The sequence below is a fragment of the Dactylosporangium sp. NPDC048998 genome, assembly GCF_043197855.1.
In the GTDB taxonomy this organism is placed as follows: Bacteria; Actinomycetota; Actinomycetes; order Mycobacteriales; family Micromonosporaceae; genus Dactylosporangium.
Genome location: NZ_JBICTV010000025.1, coordinates 42,871 through 67,525, shown reverse-complemented (window position 1 = coordinate 67,525; position 24,655 = coordinate 42,871). Strand labels below are relative to the sequence as shown.

At 72.5% G+C, this 24,655-nt stretch carries 26 protein-coding genes; 14 read left to right on the top strand and 12 right to left on the bottom strand.

The features are described 5' to 3' along the window. Positions 1 to 15: 15 nt before the first annotated feature. Entirely contained in the window at positions 16 to 894 is an 879-nt protein-coding gene (locus tag ACGFI8_RS36285; protein WP_392811567.1) for an alpha/beta fold hydrolase, read from the bottom strand. Between the two features lie 65 nt (positions 895 to 959). Here ACGFI8_RS36285 and ACGFI8_RS36280 point away from each other — a divergent pair, with 65 nt between their 5' ends. After that, on the top strand, positions 960 to 1,682 hold the full coding sequence (locus ACGFI8_RS36280; RefSeq protein WP_392811565.1) for a MerR family DNA-binding transcriptional regulator: 723 nt from the start codon (positions 960 to 962) through the stop codon (positions 1,680 to 1,682). A gap of 9 nt (positions 1,683 to 1,691) precedes the next feature. On the opposite strand, the gene ACGFI8_RS36275 is transcribed toward ACGFI8_RS36280, so the two are convergent. From ACGFI8_RS36275 to ACGFI8_RS36255, 5 genes are all read right to left on the bottom strand, one after another. Continuing rightward, positions 1,692 to 2,201: a hypothetical protein gene (locus ACGFI8_RS36275; protein ID WP_392811563.1), complete on the bottom strand. Its 510-nt coding sequence runs from the start codon at positions 2,199 to 2,201 to the stop codon at positions 1,692 to 1,694. A gap of 107 nt (positions 2,202 to 2,308) precedes the next feature. Continuing rightward, on the bottom strand, positions 2,309 to 3,031 hold the full coding sequence (locus tag ACGFI8_RS36270) for a hypothetical protein (protein WP_392811561.1): 723 nt from the start codon (positions 3,029 to 3,031) through the stop codon (positions 2,309 to 2,311). Positions 3,032 to 3,297: 266 nt separating this feature from the next. Then, entirely contained in the window at positions 3,298 to 4,248 is a 951-nt protein-coding gene (locus tag ACGFI8_RS36265; RefSeq protein ID WP_392811559.1) for a DUF1861 family protein, read from the bottom strand. A 102-nt stretch (positions 4,249 to 4,350) separates the two neighbouring features. Further along, positions 4,351 to 5,349: a cation diffusion facilitator family transporter gene (locus tag ACGFI8_RS36260; protein WP_392811557.1), complete on the bottom strand. Its 999-nt coding sequence runs from the start codon at positions 5,347 to 5,349 to the stop codon at positions 4,351 to 4,353. 128 nt (positions 5,350 to 5,477) lie between these two features. Next, a complete protein-coding gene (locus ACGFI8_RS36255) occupies positions 5,478 to 6,761 on the bottom strand; it encodes a multidrug effflux MFS transporter (RefSeq protein ID WP_392811665.1) in 1,284 nt (427 codons plus the stop codon). A gap of 127 nt (positions 6,762 to 6,888) precedes the next feature. Between ACGFI8_RS36255 and ACGFI8_RS36250 the strand changes: the two genes are divergently transcribed. Continuing rightward, complete coding sequence (locus ACGFI8_RS36250) at positions 6,889 to 7,797, top strand: 2-hydroxyacid dehydrogenase (RefSeq protein ID WP_392811556.1); 909 nt, start codon at positions 6,889 to 6,891, stop codon at positions 7,795 to 7,797. A gap of 229 nt (positions 7,798 to 8,026) precedes the next feature. Further along, on the top strand, positions 8,027 to 8,665 hold the full coding sequence (locus tag ACGFI8_RS36245) for a TetR/AcrR family transcriptional regulator (RefSeq protein ID WP_392811554.1): 639 nt from the start codon (positions 8,027 to 8,029) through the stop codon (positions 8,663 to 8,665). A gap of 74 nt (positions 8,666 to 8,739) precedes the next feature. On the opposite strand, the gene ACGFI8_RS36240 is transcribed toward ACGFI8_RS36245, so the two are convergent. Further along, a complete protein-coding gene (locus ACGFI8_RS36240) occupies positions 8,740 to 9,453 on the bottom strand; it encodes a DUF421 domain-containing protein (RefSeq protein WP_392811552.1) in 714 nt (237 codons plus the stop codon). Between the two features lie 172 nt (positions 9,454 to 9,625). Here ACGFI8_RS36240 and ACGFI8_RS36235 point away from each other — a divergent pair, with 172 nt between their 5' ends. Together ACGFI8_RS36235 and ACGFI8_RS36230 are read left to right on the top strand one after the other, a co-directional pair. Beyond that, positions 9,626 to 12,055 carry an Hsp70 family protein gene (locus tag ACGFI8_RS36235; protein ID WP_392811550.1) on the top strand — a complete coding sequence of 810 codons (2,430 nt, stop codon included), beginning with the start codon at positions 9,626 to 9,628 and terminating at the stop codon, positions 12,053 to 12,055. Between the two features lie 165 nt (positions 12,056 to 12,220). Next, the gene (locus tag ACGFI8_RS36230; RefSeq protein WP_392811548.1) at positions 12,221 to 12,463 is read left to right on the top strand and encodes a hypothetical protein; all 243 of its coding nucleotides are present in this window, start codon (positions 12,221 to 12,223) and stop codon (positions 12,461 to 12,463) included. On the opposite strand, the gene ACGFI8_RS36225 is transcribed toward ACGFI8_RS36230, so the two are convergent. Both ACGFI8_RS36225 and ACGFI8_RS36220 read right to left on the bottom strand, forming a co-directional pair. Then, on the bottom strand, positions 12,434 to 12,994 hold the full coding sequence (locus ACGFI8_RS36225) for a Uma2 family endonuclease (protein WP_392811546.1): 561 nt from the start codon (positions 12,992 to 12,994) through the stop codon (positions 12,434 to 12,436). The two genes, ACGFI8_RS36230 and ACGFI8_RS36225, sit on opposite strands and share 30 nt — an antisense overlap. A gap of 132 nt (positions 12,995 to 13,126) precedes the next feature. After that, positions 13,127 to 14,275 carry an acyl-CoA dehydrogenase family protein gene (locus tag ACGFI8_RS36220; protein ID WP_392811663.1) on the bottom strand — a complete coding sequence of 383 codons (1,149 nt, stop codon included), beginning with the start codon at positions 14,273 to 14,275 and terminating at the stop codon, positions 13,127 to 13,129. A gap of 119 nt (positions 14,276 to 14,394) precedes the next feature. Between ACGFI8_RS36220 and ACGFI8_RS36215 the strand changes: the two genes are divergently transcribed. The 6 genes from ACGFI8_RS36215 to ACGFI8_RS36190 are packed head-to-tail and all read left to right on the top strand — an operon-like array spanning position 14,395 to position 19,003. Continuing rightward, positions 14,395 to 15,372 (top strand): nuclear transport factor 2 family protein, encoded by a 978-nt coding sequence (locus ACGFI8_RS36215; protein ID WP_392811545.1) that lies wholly within the window; start codon positions 14,395 to 14,397, stop codon positions 15,370 to 15,372. Continuing rightward, complete coding sequence (locus ACGFI8_RS36210) at positions 15,369 to 16,127, top strand: nitroreductase family protein (RefSeq protein WP_392811543.1); 759 nt, start codon at positions 15,369 to 15,371, stop codon at positions 16,125 to 16,127. The genes ACGFI8_RS36215 and ACGFI8_RS36210 overlap by 4 nt, the downstream gene beginning before the upstream one ends. Continuing rightward, positions 16,124 to 16,834 carry a nitroreductase family protein gene (locus tag ACGFI8_RS36205; protein ID WP_392811541.1) on the top strand — a complete coding sequence of 237 codons (711 nt, stop codon included), beginning with the start codon at positions 16,124 to 16,126 and terminating at the stop codon, positions 16,832 to 16,834. The genes ACGFI8_RS36210 and ACGFI8_RS36205 overlap by 4 nt, the downstream gene beginning before the upstream one ends. Beyond that, positions 16,831 to 17,787, top strand: coding sequence for a zinc-binding dehydrogenase (locus ACGFI8_RS36200; protein WP_392811539.1), 957 nt, complete (start codon positions 16,831 to 16,833; stop codon positions 17,785 to 17,787). The genes ACGFI8_RS36205 and ACGFI8_RS36200 overlap by 4 nt, the downstream gene beginning before the upstream one ends. After that, entirely contained in the window at positions 17,784 to 18,509 is a 726-nt protein-coding gene (locus ACGFI8_RS36195; RefSeq protein ID WP_392811537.1) for an enoyl-CoA hydratase/isomerase family protein, read from the top strand. Before ACGFI8_RS36200 ends, ACGFI8_RS36195 begins: the two co-directional genes overlap by 4 nt. A gap of 32 nt (positions 18,510 to 18,541) precedes the next feature. After that, on the top strand, positions 18,542 to 19,003 hold the full coding sequence (locus tag ACGFI8_RS36190) for a MaoC family dehydratase (RefSeq protein WP_392811535.1): 462 nt from the start codon (positions 18,542 to 18,544) through the stop codon (positions 19,001 to 19,003). Between the two features lie 82 nt (positions 19,004 to 19,085). Here the strand turns inward: ACGFI8_RS36190 and ACGFI8_RS36185 are convergent, their stop codons facing one another. Genes ACGFI8_RS36185 through ACGFI8_RS36175 form a run of 3 tightly spaced genes read right to left on the bottom strand, consistent with a single transcriptional unit; the run spans position 19,086 to position 21,162 of the window. After that, positions 19,086 to 19,598 (bottom strand): flavin reductase family protein, encoded by a 513-nt coding sequence (locus tag ACGFI8_RS36185; protein ID WP_392811533.1) that lies wholly within the window; start codon positions 19,596 to 19,598, stop codon positions 19,086 to 19,088. Further along, a complete protein-coding gene (locus tag ACGFI8_RS36180) occupies positions 19,595 to 20,422 on the bottom strand; it encodes a VOC family protein (RefSeq protein ID WP_392811532.1) in 828 nt (275 codons plus the stop codon). Before ACGFI8_RS36180 ends, ACGFI8_RS36185 begins: the two co-directional genes overlap by 4 nt. Further along, positions 20,419 to 21,162: an enoyl-CoA hydratase/isomerase family protein gene (locus ACGFI8_RS36175; protein WP_392811531.1), complete on the bottom strand. Its 744-nt coding sequence runs from the start codon at positions 21,160 to 21,162 to the stop codon at positions 20,419 to 20,421. The genes ACGFI8_RS36180 and ACGFI8_RS36175 overlap by 4 nt, the downstream gene beginning before the upstream one ends. Positions 21,163 to 21,369: 207 nt before the next feature. Here ACGFI8_RS36175 and ACGFI8_RS36170 point away from each other — a divergent pair, with 207 nt between their 5' ends. From ACGFI8_RS36170 to ACGFI8_RS36160, 3 genes are read left to right on the top strand one after another with little or no spacing between them, the layout of a single operon-like run. Beyond that, on the top strand, positions 21,370 to 22,878 hold the full coding sequence (locus ACGFI8_RS36170; RefSeq protein ID WP_392811530.1) for an ABC transporter substrate-binding protein: 1,509 nt from the start codon (positions 21,370 to 21,372) through the stop codon (positions 22,876 to 22,878). Positions 22,879 to 22,880: 2 nt separating this feature from the next. Next, a complete protein-coding gene (locus ACGFI8_RS36165; RefSeq protein WP_392811529.1) occupies positions 22,881 to 23,735 on the top strand; it encodes an ABC transporter ATP-binding protein in 855 nt (284 codons plus the stop codon). Beyond that, positions 23,732 to 24,655 carry an ABC transporter permease gene (locus ACGFI8_RS36160; RefSeq protein WP_392811527.1) on the top strand — a complete coding sequence of 308 codons (924 nt, stop codon included), beginning with the start codon at positions 23,732 to 23,734 and terminating at the stop codon, positions 24,653 to 24,655. Before ACGFI8_RS36165 ends, ACGFI8_RS36160 begins: the two co-directional genes overlap by 4 nt.

Here is a 24,655-nt window from a genome sequence, read left to right as displayed (position 1 = left end):
GCAGCGGCCGCGCGGTCAGCGAAGCTCGCCGGCCAGCCAGGGGCGCAGGATCGGCAGGACGGCGGCGGCCTGCATGGCCCCCATGTGGTCCAGCCCGTCCAGGACGCGGACCCGCCAGCCGAGCGCCTCGAGCTCGGCGCGCCGGTCGACGAGTGGCCCGGTCATGTTGACGCGGACGCCGCCCCAGCGCTCCTCGTAGTCGATCTCGTCCGCGGAGCCTGCGAAGCACAGCCGGGGGCAGCCGATGCGCGCCAGGGCGGCCCGCTCGTCGAAGTCCCGCAGCGCCTCGTACAGCGTGACGAACTGGCCCGTCTGCGCCTCCGACAGCGTCATCTCGGCCTGCGACCAGTCCGGCTCGCCGGAGGGCGCCACGGGCGCCTCCACGGGCGGCTCGGCCCGAGGGCGCGGGGGCGCGGCGGCGTTGGCCGTCGCGGCCGCGTGGGCCGCCGCCGTGACCTTGAGCATCTCGGCGTAGGGCCCGCCGAGGGGTGGGTAGCCGCCCATCGCGAGGGCGGTGAGCCGGTCGGTCCGCACGGCGAGCTGCAGCCCGGCGAGCGCGAGCCAGGAGTACCCGTAGTAGGCGAACCGGCCGGCCCCGGCCGCATCGGCCACGGCCAGCACGTCGGCGGCGACGTTGTCCGGCGTCAGCGTCCCCGGCTTCGGCGCCCGCAGGAGGTGGCCCTCGTAGTCGAACGCCACGACCCGGAACGCGTCGCTGAGCCCGTCGACGAGGGTGCGGCCCAGGGCCGGGTCGGCGCCCCACCGGCGCATCTCGTCGGCCTGCGGCCCCTCGACCGGCCGGGGGTTGACCGGCAGCAGCACCGCGGGCCCCTCGCCCCGCACCTCCACGGCGATGGTGTCCCCGTCATGCAGTCGTACCTCAGCAGCAGTCATGACCTTTACCGTATCGTTGAACCTGCTTGTGAAGCTTTTGCGGCGATCAGACCCTGGAGCCCGGCGTGAAGCCTCAAACCGCGGGACACCGCCCGGTCGACCTCGCGCGGGAGCACGGCATCTCACCGCAGACGGTGCGCAACTACGAGCGCGACGGCGTGATCCCACCGGCCGAGCGCACGCCGAGCGGCTACCGGCGGTACACGGCGGTCCATGCCTCCGCGCTGCGGGCCTACCTCGCGCTCGTCCCGGCGCACGGATACGCGGCCGGCGCCGAGATCATGCGCGCCGTCGCCGGCGGCGACCTCGACGCCGCCCTGCGCGCGATCGACCACGGCCACGCCCAGCTGCTGCGCGACCGGGAGACGCTCGACGCGGTCGAGGCGGCCGTCCACGTCCTCGCCGGGCCGCCGGCCCCGAGCCCGCCGCAGCAGGCACTGCCGATCGGCGCCCTCGCCCACCGCATCGGCGTGCAGCCGGCGACCCTGCGCAAGTGGGAACGGGCCGGCATCCTCGCGCCGCAGCGCGACCCGGCCACGCGCCAGCGGGTGTACCGCGCCGACGACGTCCGCGACGCCGAGCTGGCCCATCTGCTCAGGCGCGGCGGCTACCTGCTCGGCCACATCGCCACCGTGGTGCGGCAGGTCCGCGCGGCCGGCGGCGCCGAGCCCCTTGCCGGCTCGCTGCACGCCTGGCGGCAGCGGCACGCCGCCCGGGCGCGGGCCATGCTCACCGCCGCCGGCCGCCTCGACGAACACCTGCGCGTCCTGGACGAGCACCCGCGCTGAGACCCGCCGTCACTCGTACGTCAGGTCCAGGGTGTCCGTGTGGCCCGGCCAGGTGAGCGTCAGCCGCCAGCACCCGGGCCGCGGCAGGTCGACGATCGACGGCCCGGGCCCGCCGGGAACGCTGCGGCGCGCGGTCTCGCCCGAGCCGCCGAGCGCGGCGTCGATCACGAGATCGCCCGGCGGGAACGGGTCCCGGGCCACCCAGAGGATCTTGTTGTTGGCTCCGTCCGTCCGGGTGACGGCGAGCGGCCGGACGAACAGCACGGCGAGGACGGCGCCGCCGTCGCCCATGACGTACGGCCACTGGCCGCCGTCGGAGAACCCGCCCCGCGCCCACTCGGGCAGCGGCCCGGTCTCGACCGGCGACCCGCAGGCCGTCTGAGCCGAATGAGCCGGCTGAGCCAGCACCGCCGGCGCGGCGGACGGCGAGGATCGCGGCGGCGTGGCCGTGCCGCCCGCCGTGCACGCGGCGAGCATCAGGACGGCGGCGGGCGGGCCCAGGATCGGCAGCAGTCTCACACCGTCGAGAGTCCCCGCGCGAGCGCCCGGTTCCCGCGTCCGGTCAGTTGCCGCTCAGTGGCCGCTCAGTGGCCGCGGAACACCGGCCGAGCCGCAGCCGGCCGGGCTCACCCGGCCGGCTGCGGCTCCGGCTCGTCCTCCGGTTCGTGGTTCTGGTCGTGGTTCTGGTGGTGGTCGTGCCGCGCCGCGGGCAGCAGCTCGCCGGCCACCGCGCCGGCGTCCTGGAATTCCGTCGCCAACTGCGGCTGGCCCACCCAGAGCGCACGCATCTGCTGCTGCATGAACGTGGTGAGGCTGGCCCGGTACTCGTGGTCGAACCGCTCCAGCGACTCGATCTGCTGCTGCAGCGCCTGCCGCTTGGACGTCAGCCCGCCGACGACGTCCTCGTAGATCTGCTCGGCGCGCTCCTTGATGTCGTACGCGTTGGCCTGCGCCTCCCGGACGATGTCCTCCGCGCGGCCCTGCGCCTCGGCCAGGACCTCGTTGGCGTTGCGCTCGGTCTCGGCGGCGAACGCCTCGGCCTCGCGGGCGACTTTCATCGCCGACGCGCGCGCCCGGTTGATGATCTGCTCGGCCTCGTCGCGCAGCGAGTCCGCCTGCGCCTGCGCCTGCGAGACGATCTGCGTCGCCGCGGCGTGCGCCTCGGCGTGAATGCGGTCCGCCTCGCGCCGGGCCCCTTCGATGTGCTCCTCGGCCGTGCGCTGCGCCATCGTCAGGACCTGCAGCGCCTTGTGCTGGTCCATCGGGCTGGCCGCCTCGACGGGCGCGTTGAGGATCTGGGGGCCGCCTGCCATGCGTTCGTCGTACTGTCGCATCCCGCTCTGCGTCATGTCCTTGCCCCTCCTCGATGGCGGTTCCGCGGCCCGGCCGGCGTCTTCGCCGCGGGCGCCCGCACCGGAACTCGTCCGCACCCTACCGGCCGAGTGCCCCGCGCACGGTACCCGACGAGCTGGAGGAAGTGGGCCTCGCTCAAGATCTCTTAACCTGGACCACAGCGATTCCTAAGGCGCGGGCGGCAGGACCGGACCGCCCGCGGGCTCATACCGGCGTCGGACGGCGCCCTGCACACAGCCGGATGGCGGAACCGTGCCGATGTTCAGAAGGGGCCGGCGGGCAGGATCGCCGAGCCGACGGAGGCGTCGCCGAGGCCGCAGAGCATGCGCCGCCGCCCGTCGGGCAGTCGCTCAAGCGAGCCGGGGAAGACCACGTCGGCGACGGCCGGGAACTTGGCCGGCCCGGGCGGGAAGTCCGCGCGCGTCGCGATCACCTCCGGGGCGCTGGTGGCCGGCAGAGGTCTCCCAGCCGGGTCGATGGTCCACCACGCCGCCGCGTACCGCTGCGTCGAACCCTCCTCGCCGACCGCGACGTGCCCGAGGACGCCGACCGTGCCACCCAGGTCGAAGAGCTCGTTGACGCCGAGCTTCGTGCCGGGTGCGACCTGGTCGGCGAAGACGTGCGCACCCTCGATCAGCTCCCGGGTCACGGTCTCGAACGACTCGGTCACCGCGATGCTGATCCGCCCGATCCCGGCCCGGCCGCCCTGGGGCCGGCCGCACACGACCACGCCGCCGTCGCGCTGCAGCAGCCGGATGTCCTTCATCCCCGGTACCGCCAGGAACGGCGCCCGCGGGTCCAGCCCCCGCACGTCCGGCGCGACGAAGAATTGGGTGACCGGCACCGGCGGTGTGCCGGAGTGGTCCAGTGTCACCACGCCGAACACGAGCCGGCGACGACCGTGCGCGTCGCGCATCCAGGCCGCGAAGGGATCCTCGGCGGCGTCGAACACGGGCGTGCCCGGGGCGGGCACCCACCGCTCGCCGGCCCGCGTGAAGAACCGGACCTGCGGGTCCCACGACGTCCGGTCCCGCCAGTAGCTGCCCGGCGACTCGACGCGGACGGCCAGCAGGGCCCCGCCGGGCTCCTCGATCAGGCACGGGTTGTACGCCAGCCGGCCGTCGGTGCCGGCGAGCTGCTCGTGGCGCCCGGCGGGGCGGCCGGTCCGCCGGTCGTACGCGGAGAGCAGGTCCTGAAAGCTCGGAGCCGTCACCGCCACAGTCTGCCAAGAACCGCCCGCGTCCCGGCGCGATCGTCGCAGGAGATTCCGGGCGGATTCCGGGCGGATTCTGGGCGGATTTCGGGGTGGATGCGCTCAGAACGCGGGGGTCGGCGGCCGGTAGGAGGCGCCGTGCGGGTCGGCGCAGTGGGCGTCCCGGGCATCGCGGCCGGGCCCGTCGCCGTCAGGCGTGATCGTCTCGGCGCCGGCGTGGTCGACCTGGAGGGTGCTGTGCGTGATGCGGTACTCCCGGCGCAGCAGCTCCTCGATCACGACCCGGACGGCGTGGCAGTCGCGCCCCTCGGCGACCAGCACGTGGGCGGACATCGCCGGCTGGCCGGAGGTGATCTCCCAGACGTGCAGGTCGTGCACCTCCACGACGCCGGGCAGCCCGGCCAGCCGCGAGCCCAGCGCGGGCGGGTCGACCCCGGCCGGGGCCGCCTCCAGGAAGATGCGGCCGGAGGCGCGCACGAGCTCGACCCCGGCCTTGACCATGAGGGCGACGACGACCAGGGTGGCGATCGGGTCGGCGCGGGTGAACCCGGTCGTCACCATGACCACGCCGGCGACCGCGGTCGCGATGAACGCGAACAGGTCGTTGAGGATGTGCTGGAACGCGCCCTGCACGTTGAGGCTGGACCGGTTGGCCCGGGACATCGCCCACGCCGCGACGAGGTTGACCGCGATCCCGGCCAGCGCGGTGACCAGCACCAGCCCGCCGGCGACGGCCGGCGGGTGGATGAGCCGCCGCACGGCCTCAATGCCGAGCCAGACGGCGAGGATGAGCATCGTGAGCCCGTTGGCCTGGGCGGAGAGGATCTCGGCGCGCTTCAGCCCGAAGGTGTACCCACCCTTCGGCGGCCGCGCCGCGAGGCGCATCGCCACCAGCGCCAGCACGATCGCGCCGGCGTCGGTGAGCATGTGCGCGGCGTCCGAGAGCAGGGCCAGGGAGCGGGCGACGAGCCCGACGACGACCTCGCCGGCCATGAACGCCGCGACGAGCGCGAGGGCCAGGCTCAGCCAGCGCCGGTCCGCGTCCGCCGAGACACCGTGGCCGTGCCCCGCATGGCCGTCGTGGTCATGCGTCTCGTGCATGCTGCCGACCCCTCTCGACGTGGTTTGACTCATGCGCAGTTACGCATGAGTCAGAGGATACCTCCACCCGTTCGCCGAGGAATGATCGTCGCGGGAAGAACAGCAGCCGGGCGGCGGCAGGGTCCGCGTCAGTGTGCGACGGCGACCGCCGTCTCGACGACCTCCGCCGGCAGGCGCCGCGGGCGGACCACCAGCCACAGCGTCAGCGTCGCGGCGGCCATGCCGCCGAAGACCACGATCGCCATCGCGACCGCGCCCACGCCGAGCACGCCCACCAGCGGCGCGGCGAGCGCGCCCAACCCGAACTGGACCGCCCCGAGCAGGGCGGCGGCCGTGCCGGCCACCTCGCCGTGCCGGGACAGGGCGATGGCCGGGGCGTTCGGCATGGCGAGGCCGACCGTCGCGAGCACCGTCCAGAGCGGCACCAGCACACCGGCCAGGCCGCCCACCCCGGTCGCCGCGAGCAGCAGCAGTACCCCGCCGGCCGCCACCCCGGCCAGCAGCGCGCCCGAGAGGATCCGCTGCGGCGTCCACCGGCGCAGCAGCCGCACATTGAGCTGGCTGGCCCCGATCAGCCCGACCGCGCCGGCCGCGAAGACCAGGGCGAACTGCTGCTGGCTCATGCCGTAGCCGTCCTGGAACACGAAGCTCGAACCGCTCACGTACGCGATGAGCGCGACCATCGCCAGGCCGGCGACGACGATCAGCCCCACGTAGACGCGGTCGGTGAACAGCCGCGCGTAATCCCGCGCCGTGCCGGCCACACCGCCGCCGCGGCGCCGCTGTCGCGGCAGCGTCTCGGGCAGTGCCAGCGCGGTCGCCGCCATGATCGCCAGGCCGGCGACGGAGAGCACCACGAACACGCCGCGCCACTGCGTCAGGCGCAGCACCAGCCCGCCGATGGTCGGGGCCAGGATCGGGGCCACGCCCACCACGAGCATCAGCCGGGAGAAGAGCCGGGCCGCGGCGAGCCCGCTGAACAGGTCCCGCACGACGGCCGTCGCCACCACGGAGGCGGCCGCCGCGCCGAGGCCCTGCAGCACCCGCAGCGTGCCGAGCACGGCCAGGTTGGGGGCGAACACGCAGAGTACCGACGCCACCACGTGCACGCCGATGCCGGCCAGGAGCGGCAGCCGCCGCCCGAGCGCGTCCGACAGCGGCCCGACCAGCAGCTGCCCGAGCGCGAGACCGGCCAGGGTGCCGGTCAGGGTGAGCTGGACGGCCGCGGCCGAGGCGTGCAGATCACTGGTGATCGTCGGTAGCGACGGCAGGTACATGTCGATGGTCAGCGGCCCCAGCGCGGTGAGAAAGCCGAGCAGGAGCACGAGCCGGAACCGGCGGCCGGCGGGCAGCAGGTCGCCGGGGGAGAGGCGGTCGTCGGGCGGGGTCGTCACAGTCTCGGCCACGACCATGGACAAGCCCCCGCGCCGTCCGCTTCTTCCACCGCCTGGCGTTTGGTAATCGTGATCACTTTTCCGGGCCTTTCCGGGCCTTCCCGGGCCTTTCCGGGTCTTGGCCCGCACTGCGTAGCCTGAGGCGGTGCTTCATGTCGCCGTGCCCGACGAGGGCCTCGTCACCCAGCTCGCCGACACCGGCGCCCGGCTCAGCGTCTGGACGATCGGGCGGCCGCCGCCGGTCGTCCCGTTCGATCTGCTCGTGCTGCCGTACATGATCCCGGCCGACGAGCTGCGCCGGCTACCCGCCGGCATCGCACCGGTGGTGCAGAGCCAGACCCTCGGCTACGACGGGGTGGCCGACCGGCTGCCGCCCGGTTTCGTGTACTGCAACGCCCCCGACGTCCACGAGGCGTCGACCGCCGAGCTGGCGGTCGGGATGATCATCGCCGTCCGCCGCGGCTTTCCGGGGTTCGGCGGCGCCCAGCTGGAGCACCGCTGGGCGCACAGCCGCCAGCCCGGCCTCGCCGGCTCGCGCGTGCTGCTGCTCGGCGTCGGCGGCGTCGGCGAGCAGCTGCGGATCCGGCTGGAGCCCTTCGAGGTCGACCTGGTCCGCGTGGCCCGGACCGCCCGGCGGGATGCGCACGGCCCGGTCCACGCGACCGCCGAGCTGCCCGGGCTGCTGCCCACCGCCGACGTGGTCGTGGTGGCGGTACCGCTGACGGCGCAGACCCGCGGGCTCGTCTCGCACGACTTCCTGGCCGCCATGAAGGACGGCGCGCTGCTCGTCAACGTCGCCCGGGGGCCGGTCGCCGACACCGCCGCGCTGGTCGCCCACGCGGCGAAGGGCCGCCTGCACCTGGCGCTCGACGTCACCGACCCCGAGCCGCTGCCGTCGGATCACCCGCTGTGGTCGGCGCCCAACGTGCTCATCACGCCGCACGTCGGCGGGCACACCGACGCCATGGCGCCGCGCATGCGCCGCGTCATCCGCACCCAGATCGAACGCCTCTCGGCCGGTCTGCGTCCGGCGAACATCGTCGTCGAGACCTGACGCGGCCGGTCCCCCGCGGGCCGGGCAGGCCACCACCGTCGCGCGTCGATGGACCGATCGACCGCCGTGAACCCCGGCGAGCGGTTCGCGGCGGGTCGTCGCGATGCGGTCCGACCCCGTAATCTGTCCGGGAAGCTCCTTGAGCGCGGGCTGTCCGGCGGGGTTCCGGAGCAATCCTTCCGACCGGACGGTAGGCTAATGGGGCTATGAATGGGATGGGAGGCCACAGATGGCTCGTGCGACGTCCACCCGGCCGGAGTCGACCCGGCGCCGGCAGCGCTGGCCCGACGGCTACGACCCGGAGAACACGCGCAAGTCGCTGATCACGAGCGCGCTGGAGCTGTTCGAGCGGCGCGGCTTCGACCGCACGTCGGTGCAGGAGATCGCCGACCAGGCCCACCTCACCAAGGGCGCTTTCTACCACCACTTCGAGAGCAAGGACGACCTGCTGCGCCACATCCAGGAGGAGTACCTGGAGGCACAGCTCGCCGCGATCCAGAAGATCGAGGCCGGCAGCGACGATCCGAAGGTCCGGGTGGCCGAGCTCATCCGGTTCAGCCTCACCAGCGTGGCCGAGTACCGGGCGCACGTGACGATCTTCTACCAGGAGCGGCGGTACCTCACCGGAGACCTGTTCGCCGAGGTGACCCGCAAGCGCGACCTGGTGGAGGCGGCCTTCGCCGGGATGATCCAGGACGGCGTCGCCCGCGGGGCGTTCCGCGCGGACGTCGACCCCCGCATCGCCACGTTCGGTCTCGTCGGCATGTGCGCCTGGGCCTACCAGTGGTTCAACGTCGGCGGCCCGCTCAGCGTCGACGAGGTGGCACGCCAGTTCAGCGCGATGGTGCTCGAGGGCCTGTACACCTGATCCGGGCGAGCGGCTCAGCCGTTGCACTGCCCAGGCCCCCGGGCCCGCGCTCGCGGCACACCTGCCGTGTGCCACTACGCCATGTCGGCGGAGGGCGGCGACGCTGAGGGGGACCGCACGACAGGGCCGGCGTCGCGGTCGCCGCTGTCGTCGCCGCTGCGGTCGGCGCCGGAGACCGCAGCGGTCAACTGTGCCGAACGGTCGGTGAGGCGTGCTTCGAGTCCGGCGACGGCGTCCTGGATCTCCGCGCGGATGCTGTTGAGGAGGGCCACGTGTTCGCGGCGGAGATCTCGGCGGGTGATGTCCTGCGCCTCCTCGGTGAGCGTGACCACGATCGCGCCACCGGGAGCGAGCGTGGCTCTCTTGACCTCGTGCACGTCGCTGGCGCCTTGGCGGCGCAGGGCCGCCGCGAGGTCGGAGTGGCGTATGCCGATTCGGTGTAGTGCCTTGTGATCGACCCGGCCGTCAGTGACGAGGACGGTCTGCCTTCCCTCGAAGATTCGGGTCAGCCGGGGACGCCGGTTGACCAACCGCACCATCGCGGCGTTGATCGCGATGAGGACGACCGCGCCGAGCAGACCGCCGGACAGGCTGTTGTCGTTGCCGATGATCGCGTTCTGCACAACGTTCGACAGCAACAGCATCACCACGAGGTCGAAGCTGTTGAGCTGGGCGAGCTCCCGCTTGCCGCCGACGCGCAGGAGCACCGCCAAACCCCCGTAGACCAGCACGGTGCGCAGCACTTTCTCAAGGACCGGGATGTCTATGTGCCACAGATCGGCCCACATGGCCCTGCTCTCCCATCGCTCGGAACGTCGGCTCCGGTGCCGCCTGGCATGCGACCCTACAGAAGGGAGGCACCGCCGCAGGTATCGGCGGCTGGCCCGTGACGTGTAGAGGGTCGACCCGACGGCCGAGCTGTCCGGCATCGACGAGGCTCGGCCCGTAGCATCCCGGGGTGTGAAGCAGCTCGCGGTCGATTTCGGTACCAGTAACACCGTCGCCGTGGTCCAGCGCGGTGATCAGGCGCCGCGGGCGCTGCTGTTCGACGGCACGCCGCTGCTGCCGTCGTCCGTGTTCGCCCGTACCGACGGCAGCCTGCTCGTCGGGCGGGACGCGCAGCACGAGGCCCGGAGCGACCCGAAGCGGTTCGCGCGGTTCGAGCCGCATCCCAAGCGCCGGATCGACGACGGAACCGTTCTGCTCGGTGAGGACGAGGTGCCTGTCGTCGATCTGCTGGCCGCGCCGATGCGGCGAGTCGCGGAGGAGTCCCGGCTCGCCGGCGTGGACCCGGCCGGGGTCACCGTGCTGACTTACCCGGCCAATTGGGGCCCTCAGCGCCGTGTGATCCTTGCCGAAGCGGCCAGCAAGGCCGGTCTCGGCGCCGTCGAACTCGTGCCCGAGCCGGTGGCGGCGGCGCGGTACTGCTGCAAGGTGACCTCGTTGCCCGAGAGCGGCGCGTTGGCGGTGTTCGACTTCGGCGGCGGCACCCTCGACGTCAGCGTCGTGCGGCGCACGGGCCAGGGCCTCGACACCGTGTGGTTGGGCGGTCGCGACGACCTCGGCGGGGTCGACATCGATGAGGCGTTGCGCCGCCATCTCGGCAAGCTGATCGAGCAGCGATGGCCGGCGGTGTGGGGTCGGCTGTGCCGGGCGGGCAGCGAACAGCTGGAGTTCCTGGCCGAGGTCAGGAAGACGAAGGAGATGCTGTCCCGTACGACATCGGCGTCGGTGCGCGTTCCGGGCCTGGCCGAGCCGCTGCACCTGACGCGAGAAGAGCTGGAGTGGGTCGCCGGTCCGCTCGTCGACCAGGCGGTTGAGCGGACCCGCGCGGCGCTCGCCGGGCTCGACGTCGGCGGGTCGCAATTCGCCGGCATCTTCCTGGTCGGCGGTTCGAGCCGGCTCCCGCTGGTCGCGACCAGGCTGCAGGCCCGCTTCGGGATCGGGCCCGAGGTACCGGAGCAGAACGAGTTGCCGGTGGCGTTCGGTGCGCTCCTGGTGGACCCGGTGCCGCGTTCACAGCCGAACCGTGTGGGCGCCGCCGCCGGGTCGTTGCGGGCGCGGTACGTCGCCGAGAGGCTGGGGACGATCGAAGATCCGGAAGAGCTGGCGCGGCAGCTGGACGAGATGCCGCCGGCCGAGGCGGCGGAGGTGCTGCCGCTGCTGGATGCCGCACAGGCGGTGGCCGCCTTCCCGCGTCTGCGTCCGTCGGTAACCGATGCGATTCTCAGCGCGATGACCGATGTGGAGTGCGCCGGGCTGCTGCGCGAGGCGCTCGTCGCGGACGAGGCGATCTACGGGTGTGGGACGCGCGAGGCGAGATCACTGGGGAAACCGGCGTCCCCGCTGCGGGTCGTGCCCAGCCGGTCGCGCTGGGACGACGGCAGGGGTTTCGTCCGGGAGTACGAGCACTACGGCGCGGTCTACTGGACCCGGGCAACCGGGGCCCAGCCCGTGTGGCACGGGATCCGGGCCTACTTCGACGCGCAGGACGGCATCGGCGGACGCCTCGGATACCCGGTGACGAAGGAGATCAGCATCGTCGGCGAGAGGGTGCTGCAGCGCTTCCAGGACGAGCAGGACTACGGCCAGGAGCTGATCGAGCGGCTCGGCGTCCGATGCGGCGCGGCCGTCTACTGGTCGCCAGAGCACGGCGCCCACGAAACCTGGGGCGGCGTCGGCGAGCATTTCGAGTTGCTCGGCGGTCCTCGCAGCAAGTTGGGGTTCCCGACGGGCGACGAGAACTGGGTCAACTCGTCCCGCGGCGATGACGGCGTGGCCGGCTGGCGGCAGCACTTTGAGGGCGGCCTCGTCTACTGGAGCTGGAAGACCGGCGGCGTCGCCGTGTTTTCCGAGCTCGCCGCATACCACGAGGAGCGCGGCGGCGTCGAGGGCGCCCTCGGCTTCCCGGTCGGCCCCGAGCGCGACGCGCCGCAGTCCCCGCGGGGCACGACGGGGACGATGCAGCGGTTCGAGGGGCGCTGGGACTGTCGGGCGGAGGGGCAGCCGTGGCCGGAGGCCGGTGATGCGACCGTCTACCGGCCGGGAAACCGTGACTTCGGCACCCACGCCGTGTCCGGAGGCATCGGCGTCGTGCACGAACGCGAGGGCGGTACGGCCGGCTGGCTGGGTTTCCCCACCTCGGGTGAGGTCGACGCGGCGGGCGGGGTCTATCAGCGCTTCGAGGGCGGGACAGTATTCCGGACCGAGGCGCACGACGCCTTGGCCGTTCCGGGTGATTCCCCCGAGCCCGAGGACCTCATCGAGCGTCTCGGGTTTCCGACCACGGCCGAGTATCGTCTCGATGACCGGCGCGTCCAATTCTTCCAGCGCGGCCTCCGATCGGTCGAGAACGACCGCAACCGGTACTGGACCGAGCAGCATCTGTGAGCCGGCGGCCTCTTGCGGTATGTCGTCTTCGACGATCCGATCGGCTACCTACCGCAGGCGGCCGGTTCAGCCTCGTTGGCGTGGTAACCCCGTCCGCGAGGACGTTGCTGGGGGTATGGCCGCCTGCGAGCATGCAGATTCACCCGCCGCGCGCGATGCAGCAGCATGATCACCCGCCCGGTACCGACGCAGGCCGCGGAGGGAGTGATTCCGGGGGACCACTCGATGGCCGGCTCCCAACGTATCTGCGATCTGTGCGTCGCCAAGCGTCGGGACGATGTCGACCGGGAGATCACTGACGCGTACCAGCGCGACCTGGACACCTTGAAGAAGATCACCGATGATGCACCCGAGGCTGGCGTGGCCGTCACGCCAGCCTCACGCGTCGGGCAGGTGATCTCCGGGTGACGTTTGGAGCAGCCACGCGAGGGGCATCTGCGCCGCTCGCTCGTAGGTGCCTGCGGGGCCGAGTCCATACAGGGTCACTGTCTGCGCCGCATCTCGGGCGACGGTCCAGTACCGCGGGATTCCGGCCGCTGCACACTCGTCGACCTTGATGACTCGGTCGGTCGCCTCGGAGCCGCGTGACATGATCTCGACCACGAGCAGCAGGTCGGCCACGGTCAGCCATACGGCATGCTGCTGGGGCCGCGACCAGACCGTGAGGTCCGGAATGCGGCCACCGTCGCCATCCGGACCAGGAATACGGATGCCGGCGGCCTGCATCAGCTGCTCCGCGGGCCAACCCGCGAGACCGAGCCACAGCATCAGACGTGTGGCAATAACGGCGTGCTCGCTGTCGGGGGGTGGCACGACGGAGAGCACTCCCTCGGGACTGGTCTCATACCGACGTCCGTGTGTGTCGGCGGAGATCATGGCTGCCAGGTCACCGAGCGTGATAACGGCAGGCATGTGCCTGCCGACTGCCTCCGCGCTCATGTCTCCATGCTACTTGCCCGGCCCGGTCGGGGCGGGGCGCCGGCGTAAGGCTTCGATGTTCGAGCGGTGGGTGCCGGTCATCCCGGGTCGGCCGCCGATCAGAGGGCCTTTGAGCTGGGAGAACTCTGCATCTCAGTCGTTGAGGAGCTGGCGGGCCATGACGATGCGCTGGACCTGGTTGGTGCCCTCGTAGATCTGGGTGATCTTCGCGTCGCGCATCATGCGCTCCAGGGGGAAGTCCTTCGTGTAGCCGTAGCCGCCCAGCAGTTGCACCGCGTCGGTCGTGATCGACATCGCGGCGTCCGAGGCGAAGCACTTCGCGGCGGCGCCGAAGTAGGTGAGGTCGGTGTCGCCCCGCTCGGACTTGGCGGCGGCGGCGTAGGTGAGCTGGCGGGCCGCCTCCAGTTTCATGCCCATGTCGGCCAGCATGAACTGGATGCCCTGGAAGTCGGCGATGGCCTTGCCGAACTGCTTGCGCTCCTGCACGTAACCCAGCGCGAAGTCGAGCGCGCCCTGCGCGATCCCGAGGGCCTGGGCCGCGATCGTCACCCGGGTGTGGTCCAGGGTGCGCATCGCCGTGGCGAAGCCGGTGCCGGGCTCGCCGATGATGCGGTCCGCGGGGATGCGCACGTTGTCGAGGTACACCTCGCGGGTGGGGCTGCCTTTGATGCCGAGCTTCTTCTCCGGCGCGCCGAAGCTGACGCCTGGGTCGGACTGCTCGACCACGAACGCGGAGATGCCGCGGGAGCGCGCGGCCGGGTCGGTGACGGCGAAGACGGTGTAGTACTCGCTGATGCCGGCGTTGGTGATCCAGCGCTTGACGCCGTTGAGTACCCAGGCGTCGCCGTCGCGCTCGGCGCGGGTCTTCATGCCGGCCGCGTCGCTGCCGGCCTCGGGCTCGGACAGGCAGTACGAGAACATCGCCTCGCCGCGCGCGACCGGGGTCAGGTAGCGGCGCTTGAGTTCCTCGGAGGCGGCCAGCAGCAGCGGCATCGTGCCGAGCTTGTTGACCGCGGGGATGAGTGAGGAGGAGGCGCAGGCCCGGGCGACCTCCTCGATGACGATTGCGGTGGCGAGCGCGTCGGCGCCGGCCCCGCCGTATTCGACGGGGATGTGCGGCGCGTGGAAGTCGGATGCGCGCAGCGCGTCGTAGGAGGTCTGGGGGAACTCGCCGGTCTCGTCGGCGGCCGCAGCGTTGGGCGCGACCTTGCCGTCACACACCGCGCGAACGGCCTCACGAATTGCGGCGTGCTCCTCGGGCAGCTGGAACGCCTCGAACACGACAACCTCCTCGTCCGGAACCTGCCCGGACACAATACCATCTGGTCGGTATGTTATGGCCCTTGAGCCGCCCATGCCCCGTGTGGTAAATACCTTCCAGTCGGTATGTAGGGGGCCGTGTGACACGCGCTGTTCGGGCTGGAATGGACTTCATCTCCGCGCTCGACCGAGGAAGCCTCGGCGGCCTCGCCCGCCTGTGCGCCCCCGGTGCGACCTGGTGGGTCGACAGCGGACCGGACCGCCGCGGCGGCGACCCGGACCTCGCGCCGAACGGCAGCGGCCGCTTCCCGCTGCACGGCGTGATGCGCATGGACGAGAAGCTCGCGCTGATGCGGGCGCTCGGCCCGGACGCGTTCCCGACCGGCTGCCGCCAGATTCCGCGCCGCGTCATCGCCGACGACGACGTGTGCGTCATCGAGGTCGAGGGCTTCGGCGTGCACGCCTCCGGGCTGGAGTACGCCAACCGCTACGGGTTCGTGTTCGACGTCGACGCGGCCGGGGCCGTCGTCTCGGTGCGCGAGTACCTCGACACCATCCACGCCCAGCAGGTCGTGGGCGGTGGCGCGACCGTCCCGCGCAGCAGCCTTGACGGCCGGGCCGGCCGGGCCGATCGGGCCGCGCCCGATCTCGCCGGCGCGCCCCCTTCGGTCGTGTCGTCCCTGGCGATGTGGCCGGCCCTCGCCCGCGGCGACATCGACGCGTTCGCCGCGCTCTTCACCGCCGACGCCACCTGGTGGACCGACTCCGGCCGCGACCGCGACCGCGGGCGCCCGCACGGCAGGGGCGACATCGGTGCCAACGGCCCGTTCCACGGCACCGTCCCCATGGCCGAGAAGCTCCACGCGATGCGGGCGCGCCTGGCCACCGGCGCGTACCGGTCCGCCGCCGTCGACGTGACCGCGCACCGCTGGGTCGCCGACGACACCCTCGTCGCCATCGAGGCCAGCGGCGACGCCACCCTCGGCGACGGGTCCCGGTACCAGAACCGCTACCTCTGGATCGTGGACGTCCGCCCCGGCGGCATCGCCGGTGTCCGCGAGTACTGCGACACCCTGCACATCGCCGACATCATGGGCTTCGAAGCGGAGGACGCATGAGCGGGCACAGCCCTCCCTTCACCGACCTCAACCACGTCCTGACGACGACCCGGTCCGTCCGGCTCCGGCTCGACTACGACCGCCCGGTGCCGCTCGGCGTCGTCGGCGAGTGCCTCCAGCTCGCGCTGCAGGCGCCCACCGGCGGCGCGGCCGAGGACTGGCGCTGGGTCGTCGTGAGCGACCCCGCGCTCAAGGGCGAGCTCGCGAGGCTCTACCACGCCGCGTACGTGGAGTACGTCCACAAGCCCCTGCACAGCGCGGCGGGGGCTGAGAGCCGCATCGTCAAGGGCCGCCTCGGCGGGGTGGACGAGCACGGCGCCGTCAGCGCCCGGACCGCGCGCATCCTCAGCGGCGCCGAGCACCTCGCCGGCAACATCGGCCGCGCGCCGTACCTCGTCATCCCGTGCGCGACCCGCCCCAACCCCGCCAAGGGCGGGCCCGGCACGAACTCCGCCGTCTACGGGTCGCTCTATCCGGCGATCTGGCAGTTCAACCTCGCCCTGCGGGCCCGCGGGCTCGGGACCGTCATCACGACCCTGCACCTGCACCACGCCGCGGCCGCCGCCGAACTGCTCGGCATCCCCGATCACGCGCTGCAGATCACGATGCTCCCGATCGCCTACACCCAGGGCACGGACTTCCGGGTCGCGCCCCGCCGGCCCGTCAACAGCGTCACCTACCTCGACCGGTGGGGAGCGCCGTTCCCCTACGACGACAAGCCCGTCGACCGCCTCACCGGAGAGGACTTCGCATGACCGATCGAGTGATCACCGACATCGACGAGGTCCTGACGACCACCCGCGCGGTGCGCAACCGCATGGACTTCGACCGGCCCGTCGACCGCGCCGTCGTCGAGGAGTGCCTGCGCCTCGCGCAGCAGGCGCCGATGGGCTCCAACCTCGAGGACTGGCGCATCGTCGCGGTCGACGACCCCGCGCTCAAGCGGAAGCTGTCCGAGCTGTACACCGAGGTCTGGTACGAGACCGTCGAGCGCCCGCTCGCCGGCGGCGAGGCGGCGACCACCACCCGCCTGTCGCCGGCCGTCCGCCCCGACGCGCGGTCCCAGGCGCGCCAGGCCCGGATCCTCAAGGCGGTGAAGTACCTCGTCGACCACCTCGAGGAGGTCCCCGTCCTCGTCATCCTCTGCAGCACCAAGCCCATACCGGAGCGCGCCGTCGGCGGCACCGCGTCCGGCTACTACGGGTCGATCTTCCCGTTCGCGTGGTCGTTCCAGCTCGCGCTGCGTTCCCGGGGCCTCGGCTCCGTGATGGCCACCGCCATGGCGCACAAGGCCAGGAAGGTCCAGGCGGTGCTCGGCCTGCCCGACGACTGGCGGCCCGTCACGCTGCTGCCGGTCGCGTACACCAAGGGCCTCGACTTCCGCCCAGCCGCCCGCGCCGACCTCGCGGATGTGGCGTTCTGGAACGGGCCCACCGAGCGGGCGGCGTCGACGTCCGCATGAGGGCCGCCTACGTCACCGAACCCGACGCCGACGACCCGGTCGGCGCCATCCGCGTCGCGGACCTCGACACCCCGGCCCCGCCGCCCGGCTGGGTGAGCGTCGACGTGCGGGCCGGCGCGCTCAACATGCACGACATCTGGACGCTGCGGGGCGCCGGGCGCCGGCCGCCCGGCGGGCCCCATGTCATCGGCAGCGACGCCGCGGGCGTCGCCGGCGGCCGCGACGTCATCGTCTACCCGGTGCTGCCCACCGAACCGAACGGCCGCACCGTCACCCACGCGATCCTGCTCCCCGACGCCGGCCACGGGGTCCTCGCCGAACGCATCGCCGTCCCGGCGGACCACCTCGTGCCCAAGCCGGCCAACCTGGGCTGGGACGAGGCGGCGAGCCTTCCCACCGCCTGGCTGACCGCGTACCGCATGCTGTTCACCAAGACCGCGGTCGCACCCGGGCAGATTGTGCTCGTCCAGGGCGCGGGCGGGGGAGTCGCGACCGCCGCCATCGGCCTCGCCGCGGCGGCCGGCGCCACCGTCATCGTCACGTCCCGCTCCCCGCAGAAGCGTGAACGGGCGCTCGCCCTCGGCGCCGCCGTCGCCCTCGACAGCGGCGAGCGCACGCCGGAGCTCGCCGACATCGTCATCGAGACCGTCGGCCCCGCGACCTTCGAGCATTCGATGCGCTCGACCCGGGCCGGCGGCGCCATCGTCGTCTGCGGCGGCACGAGCGGCTTCACGGCAAGCCTGGACCTGCCGCGCCTGTTCGCCCGGGAGGTCGCCGTCCACGGATCCACCATGGGCACCCTCGACGAGCTCAGGGCCCTGGTCGAGTTCGTGGAGACCCACGACGTGCGGCCCGCCGTCGACAGCACCGTCGACCTCGCCGACATCCACGCCCAGGCGGAACGGATGCTCGCCGGGACCGCGTTCGGCAAGCTCTGCGTGAGCCTGACATGAGCCCCGTCGTCCTCACCAGGCAGGGCCCCGCCCTCTGGGCCCGCATCGACCGCGCCGGGCGCGGCAATGCCTGCGGCTCCGATGTGATGGCCGGCCTCGAGGAGTGGCTCGCCGGGGCGGCCGATCCCGGCGTGCGGGTGCTCGTGCTCACCGGAACCGGCCGGAGCTTCTGCGCCGGCGCCGACCTCACGGAGGCCACGGGTCTGCTCGGCGACCCGCCCGCGCTGCGGGCTTTCCTCGACCGCGGCCGCCGTCTCGTGCGGCAGATCAGGGCGGCCGCGGTACCCACCATCGCCGCCGTCAACGGGGCGGCCTTCGGCGGCGGGCTCGAACTGCTCCTCGCCTGCGACATCGCGGTCGCTGCCGGCAGCGCGCGCGTCGGTGACCGGCACATCGCCGCCGGCCAGGTCCCCGGCTGGGGCTCCAGCGTCCTGCTGCCGCTCGCCGTCGGCCCCGCCGCCGCCCGGCGCCTGCTCATCACCGGCGAGACGTGGACGGCGCAGGAGGCCGCGCGCCGGGGACTGGTCAGCGAGGTGGTCGCCGACGCCGAGCTCACCGGGCACGTCGACACCCTGGCGGGCCGCATCGCCGCCCTCGACCCGGCGGCGGTCCGGCGCATGCTGCGGGTCGCCCGGCCCGTCGACACCGACGCGGCCTGGGCCCGCGAACGGGAAACCCTCGACGAACACGTCGCGGCCCAGGCGCGCCCCGAAACGGAGTGAAGCCGAACATGCGAGCCGCGAGGCGAACGACCGTGCGCACCCCGAGCGACCTGCTGGACCTGGTCGGCCAGGAGCTCGGCGCCAGCGAGCCCCAGGTGGTGACCCAGGAGCAGGTCGACCGGTTCGCCGACGTCACCGGGGACCACCAGTGGATCCACGTCGACGTCGAGCGGGCGCGGTCCGGGCCGTTCGGCACGACGATCGTGCACGGGTTTCTGACCCTGGCGCTCGTGCCGCGCCTGCTCGCGGACATCCTCGAGGTCGAGTCGTACTCGATGGGGGTCAACTACGGCCTGGACCGGGTCCGGTTCATCAAGCCGCTGCCGCCGGGCGTGGAGATCCAGGGCACCGCGACGCTGGTCTCGGCGGAGCCGATCGCCGCCGCGGCTGACTCGGCCGGCGGCGTGCAGGCCAAGGCGTCCGTGGCGGTGGAGTTCGCGGACGGGTCACAGCCCTGCTGCGTGGCGGAGATCCTGTTCCGGTACTACGCCTGAACCGGACGCGACGCCGGCGCGCGCCGGCCGCACGAAACGGCGGCGCGCGCCGGACCGCACGGACGACGGCGCGCGCCGCGTCTCACTCCCCGGCGCCGGACGGGGCGACGAACCGGCCGCGGTAGAACGACAGCGCCGGCACGTTCGTCGGCTTCAGGTGTACGTGGTCGATGTCGAGCAGCACGATCACGTGGTCGCCGCTCGTGATCACCTCGTCGCGCCGCCCGGCGAGGATCGCCGGCGTACCGAGCAGGAGCGGGACACCGTCGGGGCCGGGGACCCAGGACACGCCGCCGAGCTTCTCGGCGCCCGACAGGCCCGAGGTCGCGAACCGCCGCGCCACGTCCTCCTGGTCCTGGCTGAGGATGTGGATCGCGATGCGCTCGGACTCCATCAGGACCTTGAAGCTCGACGAGGAGGTCGCGACGCAGAACAGCACCTTCGCCGGCTCCAGCGAGACCGAGGTGAACGAGTTCACGGTCAGCGCGGCGACGGCGCCGCCGGCGCTCGAGGCGGTCACGGCGGTCACGCCGGTGGGGAAGTGCCCGCACACCTGGCGAAACTCGGCGGAGTCGAACAGGGGCTCGGCCATCATCGGTCCACCGCCGGGTCGCAGGAGTCAGAGGAGTCGCTGTCGGGGCGGAGCCCGCCTTCGAGCTGGATGAGGCACAGCGTGTGCCCGCCGGGGTCCTTCACCAGGTGGAGGCGCCCGTGCGGGCTCTCGACGGGGCCGACGGTCGGCATGCCGCCCAGGGCGGACACCTGGATCAGCGCCTCGTCGAGGGACGCGACGTTGAAGTAGGTGATCCACTTCGACGGGATGAGGTTGGGCCACTCGTTGTCCAGCTCGAGGACGCCGGCGACCGGGACGTCCCCGAGCATCAGCACGGTGTAGGGGCGCGCCGTCGGTGAGTCGCCGTGCTGCTGGGTGGTGTAGCCGAACAGGGACCGGTAGTAGGCCACCGACCGGGCGGGCTCCCCGGTGTCCAGCTCGTTCCAGCACAGCGCGCCGACCGAGTTGAGCACCTGGACGCCCGCGCGTGACTCGCCCTGGTAGAGGCCGAAGGCGGCGCCGAAGGGGTCGATGACCGCCGCGCCGGTGCCGGCCGCGGGCAGATAGCGCGGAGGCGTGACCAGTTCGCCGCCGAGCGTGACCGCCTGGCGTGCGGAGCGCTCGATGTCGTCCACCGCGAAGTACGCGATCCACCCCCGGGGCCGGCCACCGTGCAGGGCCGCGGCGTCGGAGATGCCGGCGACGTCGCGGCCGCCGACGCTGCACATCCGGTACGTCGTGGTGCCCAGCTGTTCGTGCCGGACCGTCCAGCCGAGCAGCGACGCGTAGAAGGCTTCGGCCTTCTCGGGATCCGGCGTGCACAGCTCCACCCAGACGGCCTCGCCGGCCCTGAACCGCTGGCTCATCCGGACACCCCCTGCGCGCTCGCGCTCACGCCCGCGACGATCGTGCGGGCCGAGATCTCGTACGCCCGCTCGGCGCTCTCGCCCGCCAGGCTCGACTCGACGACCTCGACCACCGCCCGCAGCGTCCGCTCCGGCACGGCGGCGAGCGAGTCGACGAGGGCGTCCACCTCGCGGTCGACGTCGTCGCCGGGGACCACCCGGGCGACCAGGCCCCACGCGAGCAGCTGCGGAGCGGTCGCGGTCGCCGCGCCGGTCAGCAGGTCGTAGGCGTGCGGCCGGGGCAGCGACCGGGCGATCGTCCAGCCGACGCCCGCGGGCGCGAACCCGTACCGGGCCTCCGGGAGCGACAGGCGGGCGTCCGCGGCGGCCACCGGGAGATGCACGGCGTTGAGCAGGCCGGCGCCGAACCCGATGACCTGGCCCCGGACGGCGGCGACGACGGGGACGGGAAGCCGCCGGATCCGGTGCAGCGCCGCGTCGCTGTCCCGGAGGCCTGCCGCGACCGCCTCCCGCGTGGCGCCGGCCAGCTCCGCGAACGACGCGGTGTCCCAGCCGCCGCAGAAGTGCCGGCCGGCCATGTCGAGACGGATGACCACGCATGCCCCGTCCGCCGCGGCGGTCTGCAGGGTTTCGACGAGCTCGTGGAGCGTGGCGTCGTCGAAGCAGTTGCCGCGCGCCGCGTTGTCGTAGCGCACGCGAGCGACACGGCCGTCGCGCTCCCGGGTCAGTGTGATGGTCACGCCCGTGATCATACATACCGGTCGGTATGTAGACAATGGCCCTGGCGGGCGGGGGTGCGTCACGCGGTTGTCACCGGCGCGATACCGGTACGACCTGTTGACTTGATACCGGCTGGTCGGTACTTTGTGGCGAGCGTCACGGCCGCGACTCGCGGTGACATGACAGGTCCATCGCTGTGAAGGACATCCATAATGATCCTGAAATCCTTGAGCCTTCGGCGGCCGTTGGCGCTGGCCGCCGCCCTGGCCATCGCGAGCGTCGGCCTCACCGCCTGCGGCGGGTCCGAGCCCGGAGGTGCCGCGTCGTCCGGTCCGCTGACCGTCCGGGCGCTGCTCGCGGCCCAGCCCGCGACGCTCGACCCGATCGTCGGCGCGCGCTCCGCCCAGATCGTCTGGGCGACGATGCTCGAACCCCTGATCAACACCGACAAGGCCCTCGCGCTGACCGACACGGGCCTGGTGACGAGCTGGACCCGCACCGACTCGACGACCTGGACGCTGAAGGTCCGCTCCGGCGTCAGCTTCAGCAACGGCGAGAAGGCGGACGCGGCCGCGGTCGCGAACACCCTCCTGCTCACCCGGGATACCGCCACGTCGCAGCTGAAGTCCTACTTCACGAACGTGACCTCGGTCGAGTCGCCCGACGACACCACCGTCGTGGTGAAGACCAAGACCCCGCAGTACAACATCCCGGACCTGCTCACCACCGTCTACCTGGTGCCGCCGAAGTACTACAAGGACAAGGGCTCGGAGGGCTTCGCCGCCGAACCCGTCGGCACCGGCCCGTACGTGTGGGCGGGCGCGCACGCCGGCCGCGACATGTCGGTCAAGAAGAACCCCGGCTACTGGGGCACGCCGGCGGCGAACGACGGCATCACGTTCACGTGGGCCAACGAGGCCGCGCAGCGGCTCGCGCTGATCCAGAGCAAGAGCGTGGACGTCTCCTTCGACCTTCCGCCGGCGCAGGCGAGCGAGGCCAAGAAGGCCGGCCTCAACGTGGTGAGCACCGAGACCGCGATGAAGATCATCGCGTTCCTCGACTCGACGAAGGCGCCGTTCGACGACCCGAAGCTGCGCGAGGCGGCAGCCCTGGCCATCGACCGCGACGCGATCGTCAAGGGCATCTTCGACGGCCAGGCCGTGGCCGACACCGGCCTGCTCAACATCAAGCCCGGCCAGAAGCCGGCGCAGAGCGTGACCGCCGACCCCGCCAAGGCCAAGGAGCTCGTCGGCGCCTCGGCCCCGGCCGTGCAGATCACCTACCCGGCCGCGCAGTACACCAACATCGAAGAGGTCTCCCAGGCCGTCGGCGGGGCGCTGGAGAAGGCCGGCTTCAAGGTGACCTACGTCCCGATCGACTACGGCACGCTCGTCAAGCGGGTCGTCGGCCGCCAGGTTCCCGGCATCTCGATCTTCGCCGGTGTGCCGAACGTCGCCACCCCGGACTACTTCGCCAGCGGCTTCATGAAGACGAAGTCGATCACCGGCAACTGCCCGGACCCGCAGATCGACGAGCTCATCCAGAAGGCGCTCGAGCAGGACAGCGCCCAGCAGGCCGCCCCGATCTACGAGCAGCTCAACACGATCGGCGTGGTGGACAAGCACTGCTACGTGCCGCTCTACCGGCAGGTCTTCAACTACGCGACCGGTCCCGGCATCAAGGGTCTGGTGTTCGGCCCGCTGAACACCGTCGACTTCACGAAGACGACCCGCTGACGATGCCCGAGGCACCCGAGGCAGTGGAGACGGGGGTGCCGGGCGACGTCGCCCGGCACCCCCGCAACCCCGAGACGGACGCACCCGTGCTGGTGGTCGACAACCTCGTCGTCGACCACCGCAACCGGACCACCGGCGAGGTCTTCCGGGCCGTGGACCACGTGTCGCTGCGCATCGACGCCGGCGAGAGCGTCGCCGTCGTCGGCGAGTCGGGCTCCGGCAAGACGACGCTCGCGATGGCCGCGACCGGGCTCGGGACCCGGGGCGAGGGCGACATCCGGCTGCTCGGGCACTCGCTGTCCTCGGTCAGCCGCAAGCAGCTGCGCCGGCTGCGGCCCGAGGTGCAGGTGGTCTTCCAGGACCCGCACGGCTCGCTCGACCCCCGCCAGTCCGTGCGGTCCGGGCTGCGCGAGCTGCGCTCGCTGCAACCCGGGCGCACCTCCTGGACCGACGACGCCGGCCTGCTCGGCCGCGTCCGGCTCGCGCCGGAGATTCTCGACCGGTACCCGCACCAGCTCTCCGGCGGCCAGGCGCAACGGGTCTGCATCGCCCGCGCGCTGCTCATGCGCCCGCGCCTCATCGTCGCCGACGAACCGACCTCCGGCCTCGACGTCTCCGTCCAGGCCGACGTGCTGGCCCTGCTCAAGGGGATCCGGGCGACCACCGGCGCGGCGCTGCTGATGATCAGCCACGACCTGGCCGTCGTCCGCTCGCTGTGCGACGTCGTGCACGTCATGTACCGCGGCCAGGTCGTCGAGGCCGGGCCCTGCGAGACGGTTTTCGCCGACCCCGAGAACGACTACACGCGCGAACTGCTCGCCGCGATGCCCGGAGCGAAATGGAGGGCCCGCCGATGAAGCCCGGCACCGTTCGCCGCGTCGGCGGCCGGCTCGCCGCGCTGTTCGCCTCGCTGCTCATCGCGCTGAGCATGGCGTTCCTGCTCGGGCGCCTCTCCGGCGACCCGACCGCGACCATCCTCGGGCCGATGGCGCCCCCCGAGCAGCGCGAGCAGCTGCGCCACGAGCTCGGCCTCGACCGGCCGCTCATCGTGCAGTACCTCGACTACCTCAAGGGCGTCTTCACCGGCGACCTCGGCCAGTCGCTGCAGTTCTACCAGCCGAACACCTCGATGATCCTCGACCGGCTGCCGTTCACGCTCCAGCTGGTCGCCGCCGGCATGGCCGTCGCCATCCTCGTCGGCGTCCCCCTCGGCGTGCTCGCCGCGACCCGGGAGGGCACCTGGTGGGACCGCGGCGCCTCCACCCTCGCCCTGCTCGGGCAGTCCGTGCCCGTGTTCTGGTTCGGCATGATGCTCGTGGTGCTGTTCGCCGTGAAGCTCGGCTGGCTGCCCGCCGGGCAGTCGGGCACGCCGAAGCACCTGATCCTGCCGGCCCTGACGATGTCGGTCTATCCGATGGCGCACATCGCCCGGCTCACCCGGGCGTCGATGAGCGAGGCGCTGGCCGAGCCCTACATCGACTCCGCGCGCGCACGGGGGATCGCGAAGCGACGGGTCGTGTGGCGCCACGCGTTCAAGAACGCGATGATGCCGATCCTGACGATCGTCGTACTGCAGACCGGCATCCTGCTCTCCGGCGCCGTCGCGGTGGAGTACGTCTACTCCTGGCCCGGCCTCGGGCAGCTCGCGCTGCAGGCCATCCAGTTCCGTGACTTCCCGCTCGTCCAGGCGATCGTCGTCTTCGGTGCGCTGGTCTTCGTCGTGCTGAACCTGATCGTCGACATCATCCACTCGATCGTCGACCCGAGGGTGAGGTGA

What these genes read in the sequence shown, in the direction of transcription:
- ACGFI8_RS36285 (WP_392811567.1), bottom strand. Translation starts at nt 894, where the DNA reads ATGACTGCTGCTGAGGTACGACTGCATGACGGGGACACCATCGCCGTG.
- ACGFI8_RS36270 (WP_392811561.1), bottom strand. Translation starts at nt 3,031, where the DNA reads ATGACGCAGAGCGGGATGCGACAGTACGACGAACGCATGGCAGGCGGC.
- ACGFI8_RS36260 (WP_392811557.1), bottom strand. Translation starts at nt 5,349, where the DNA reads ATGCACGAGACGCATGACCACGACGGCCATGCGGGGCACGGCCACGGT.
- ACGFI8_RS36255 (WP_392811665.1), bottom strand. Translation starts at nt 6,761, where the DNA reads ATGGTCGTGGCCGAGACTGTGACGACCCCGCCCGACGACCGCCTCTCC.
- ACGFI8_RS36245 (WP_392811554.1), top strand. Translation starts at nt 8,027, where the DNA reads ATGGCTCGTGCGACGTCCACCCGGCCGGAGTCGACCCGGCGCCGGCAG.
- ACGFI8_RS36240 (WP_392811552.1), bottom strand. Translation starts at nt 9,453, where the DNA reads ATGTGGGCCGATCTGTGGCACATAGACATCCCGGTCCTTGAGAAAGTG.
- ACGFI8_RS36230 (WP_392811548.1), top strand. Translation starts at nt 12,221, where the DNA reads ATGATCACCCGCCCGGTACCGACGCAGGCCGCGGAGGGAGTGATTCCG.
- ACGFI8_RS36225 (WP_392811546.1), bottom strand. Translation starts at nt 12,994, where the DNA reads ATGAGCGCGGAGGCAGTCGGCAGGCACATGCCTGCCGTTATCACGCTC.
- ACGFI8_RS36210 (WP_392811543.1), top strand. Translation starts at nt 15,369, where the DNA reads ATGAGCGGGCACAGCCCTCCCTTCACCGACCTCAACCACGTCCTGACG.
- ACGFI8_RS36205 (WP_392811541.1), top strand. Translation starts at nt 16,124, where the DNA reads ATGACCGATCGAGTGATCACCGACATCGACGAGGTCCTGACGACCACC.
- ACGFI8_RS36200 (WP_392811539.1), top strand. Translation starts at nt 16,831, where the DNA reads ATGAGGGCCGCCTACGTCACCGAACCCGACGCCGACGACCCGGTCGGC.
- ACGFI8_RS36195 (WP_392811537.1), top strand. Translation starts at nt 17,784, where the DNA reads ATGAGCCCCGTCGTCCTCACCAGGCAGGGCCCCGCCCTCTGGGCCCGC.
- ACGFI8_RS36185 (WP_392811533.1), bottom strand. Translation starts at nt 19,598, where the DNA reads ATGATGGCCGAGCCCCTGTTCGACTCCGCCGAGTTTCGCCAGGTGTGC.
- ACGFI8_RS36180 (WP_392811532.1), bottom strand. Translation starts at nt 20,422, where the DNA reads ATGAGCCAGCGGTTCAGGGCCGGCGAGGCCGTCTGGGTGGAGCTGTGC.
- ACGFI8_RS36165 (WP_392811529.1), top strand. Translation starts at nt 22,881, where the DNA reads ATGCCCGAGGCACCCGAGGCAGTGGAGACGGGGGTGCCGGGCGACGTC.
- ACGFI8_RS36160 (WP_392811527.1), top strand. Translation starts at nt 23,732, where the DNA reads ATGAAGCCCGGCACCGTTCGCCGCGTCGGCGGCCGGCTCGCCGCGCTG.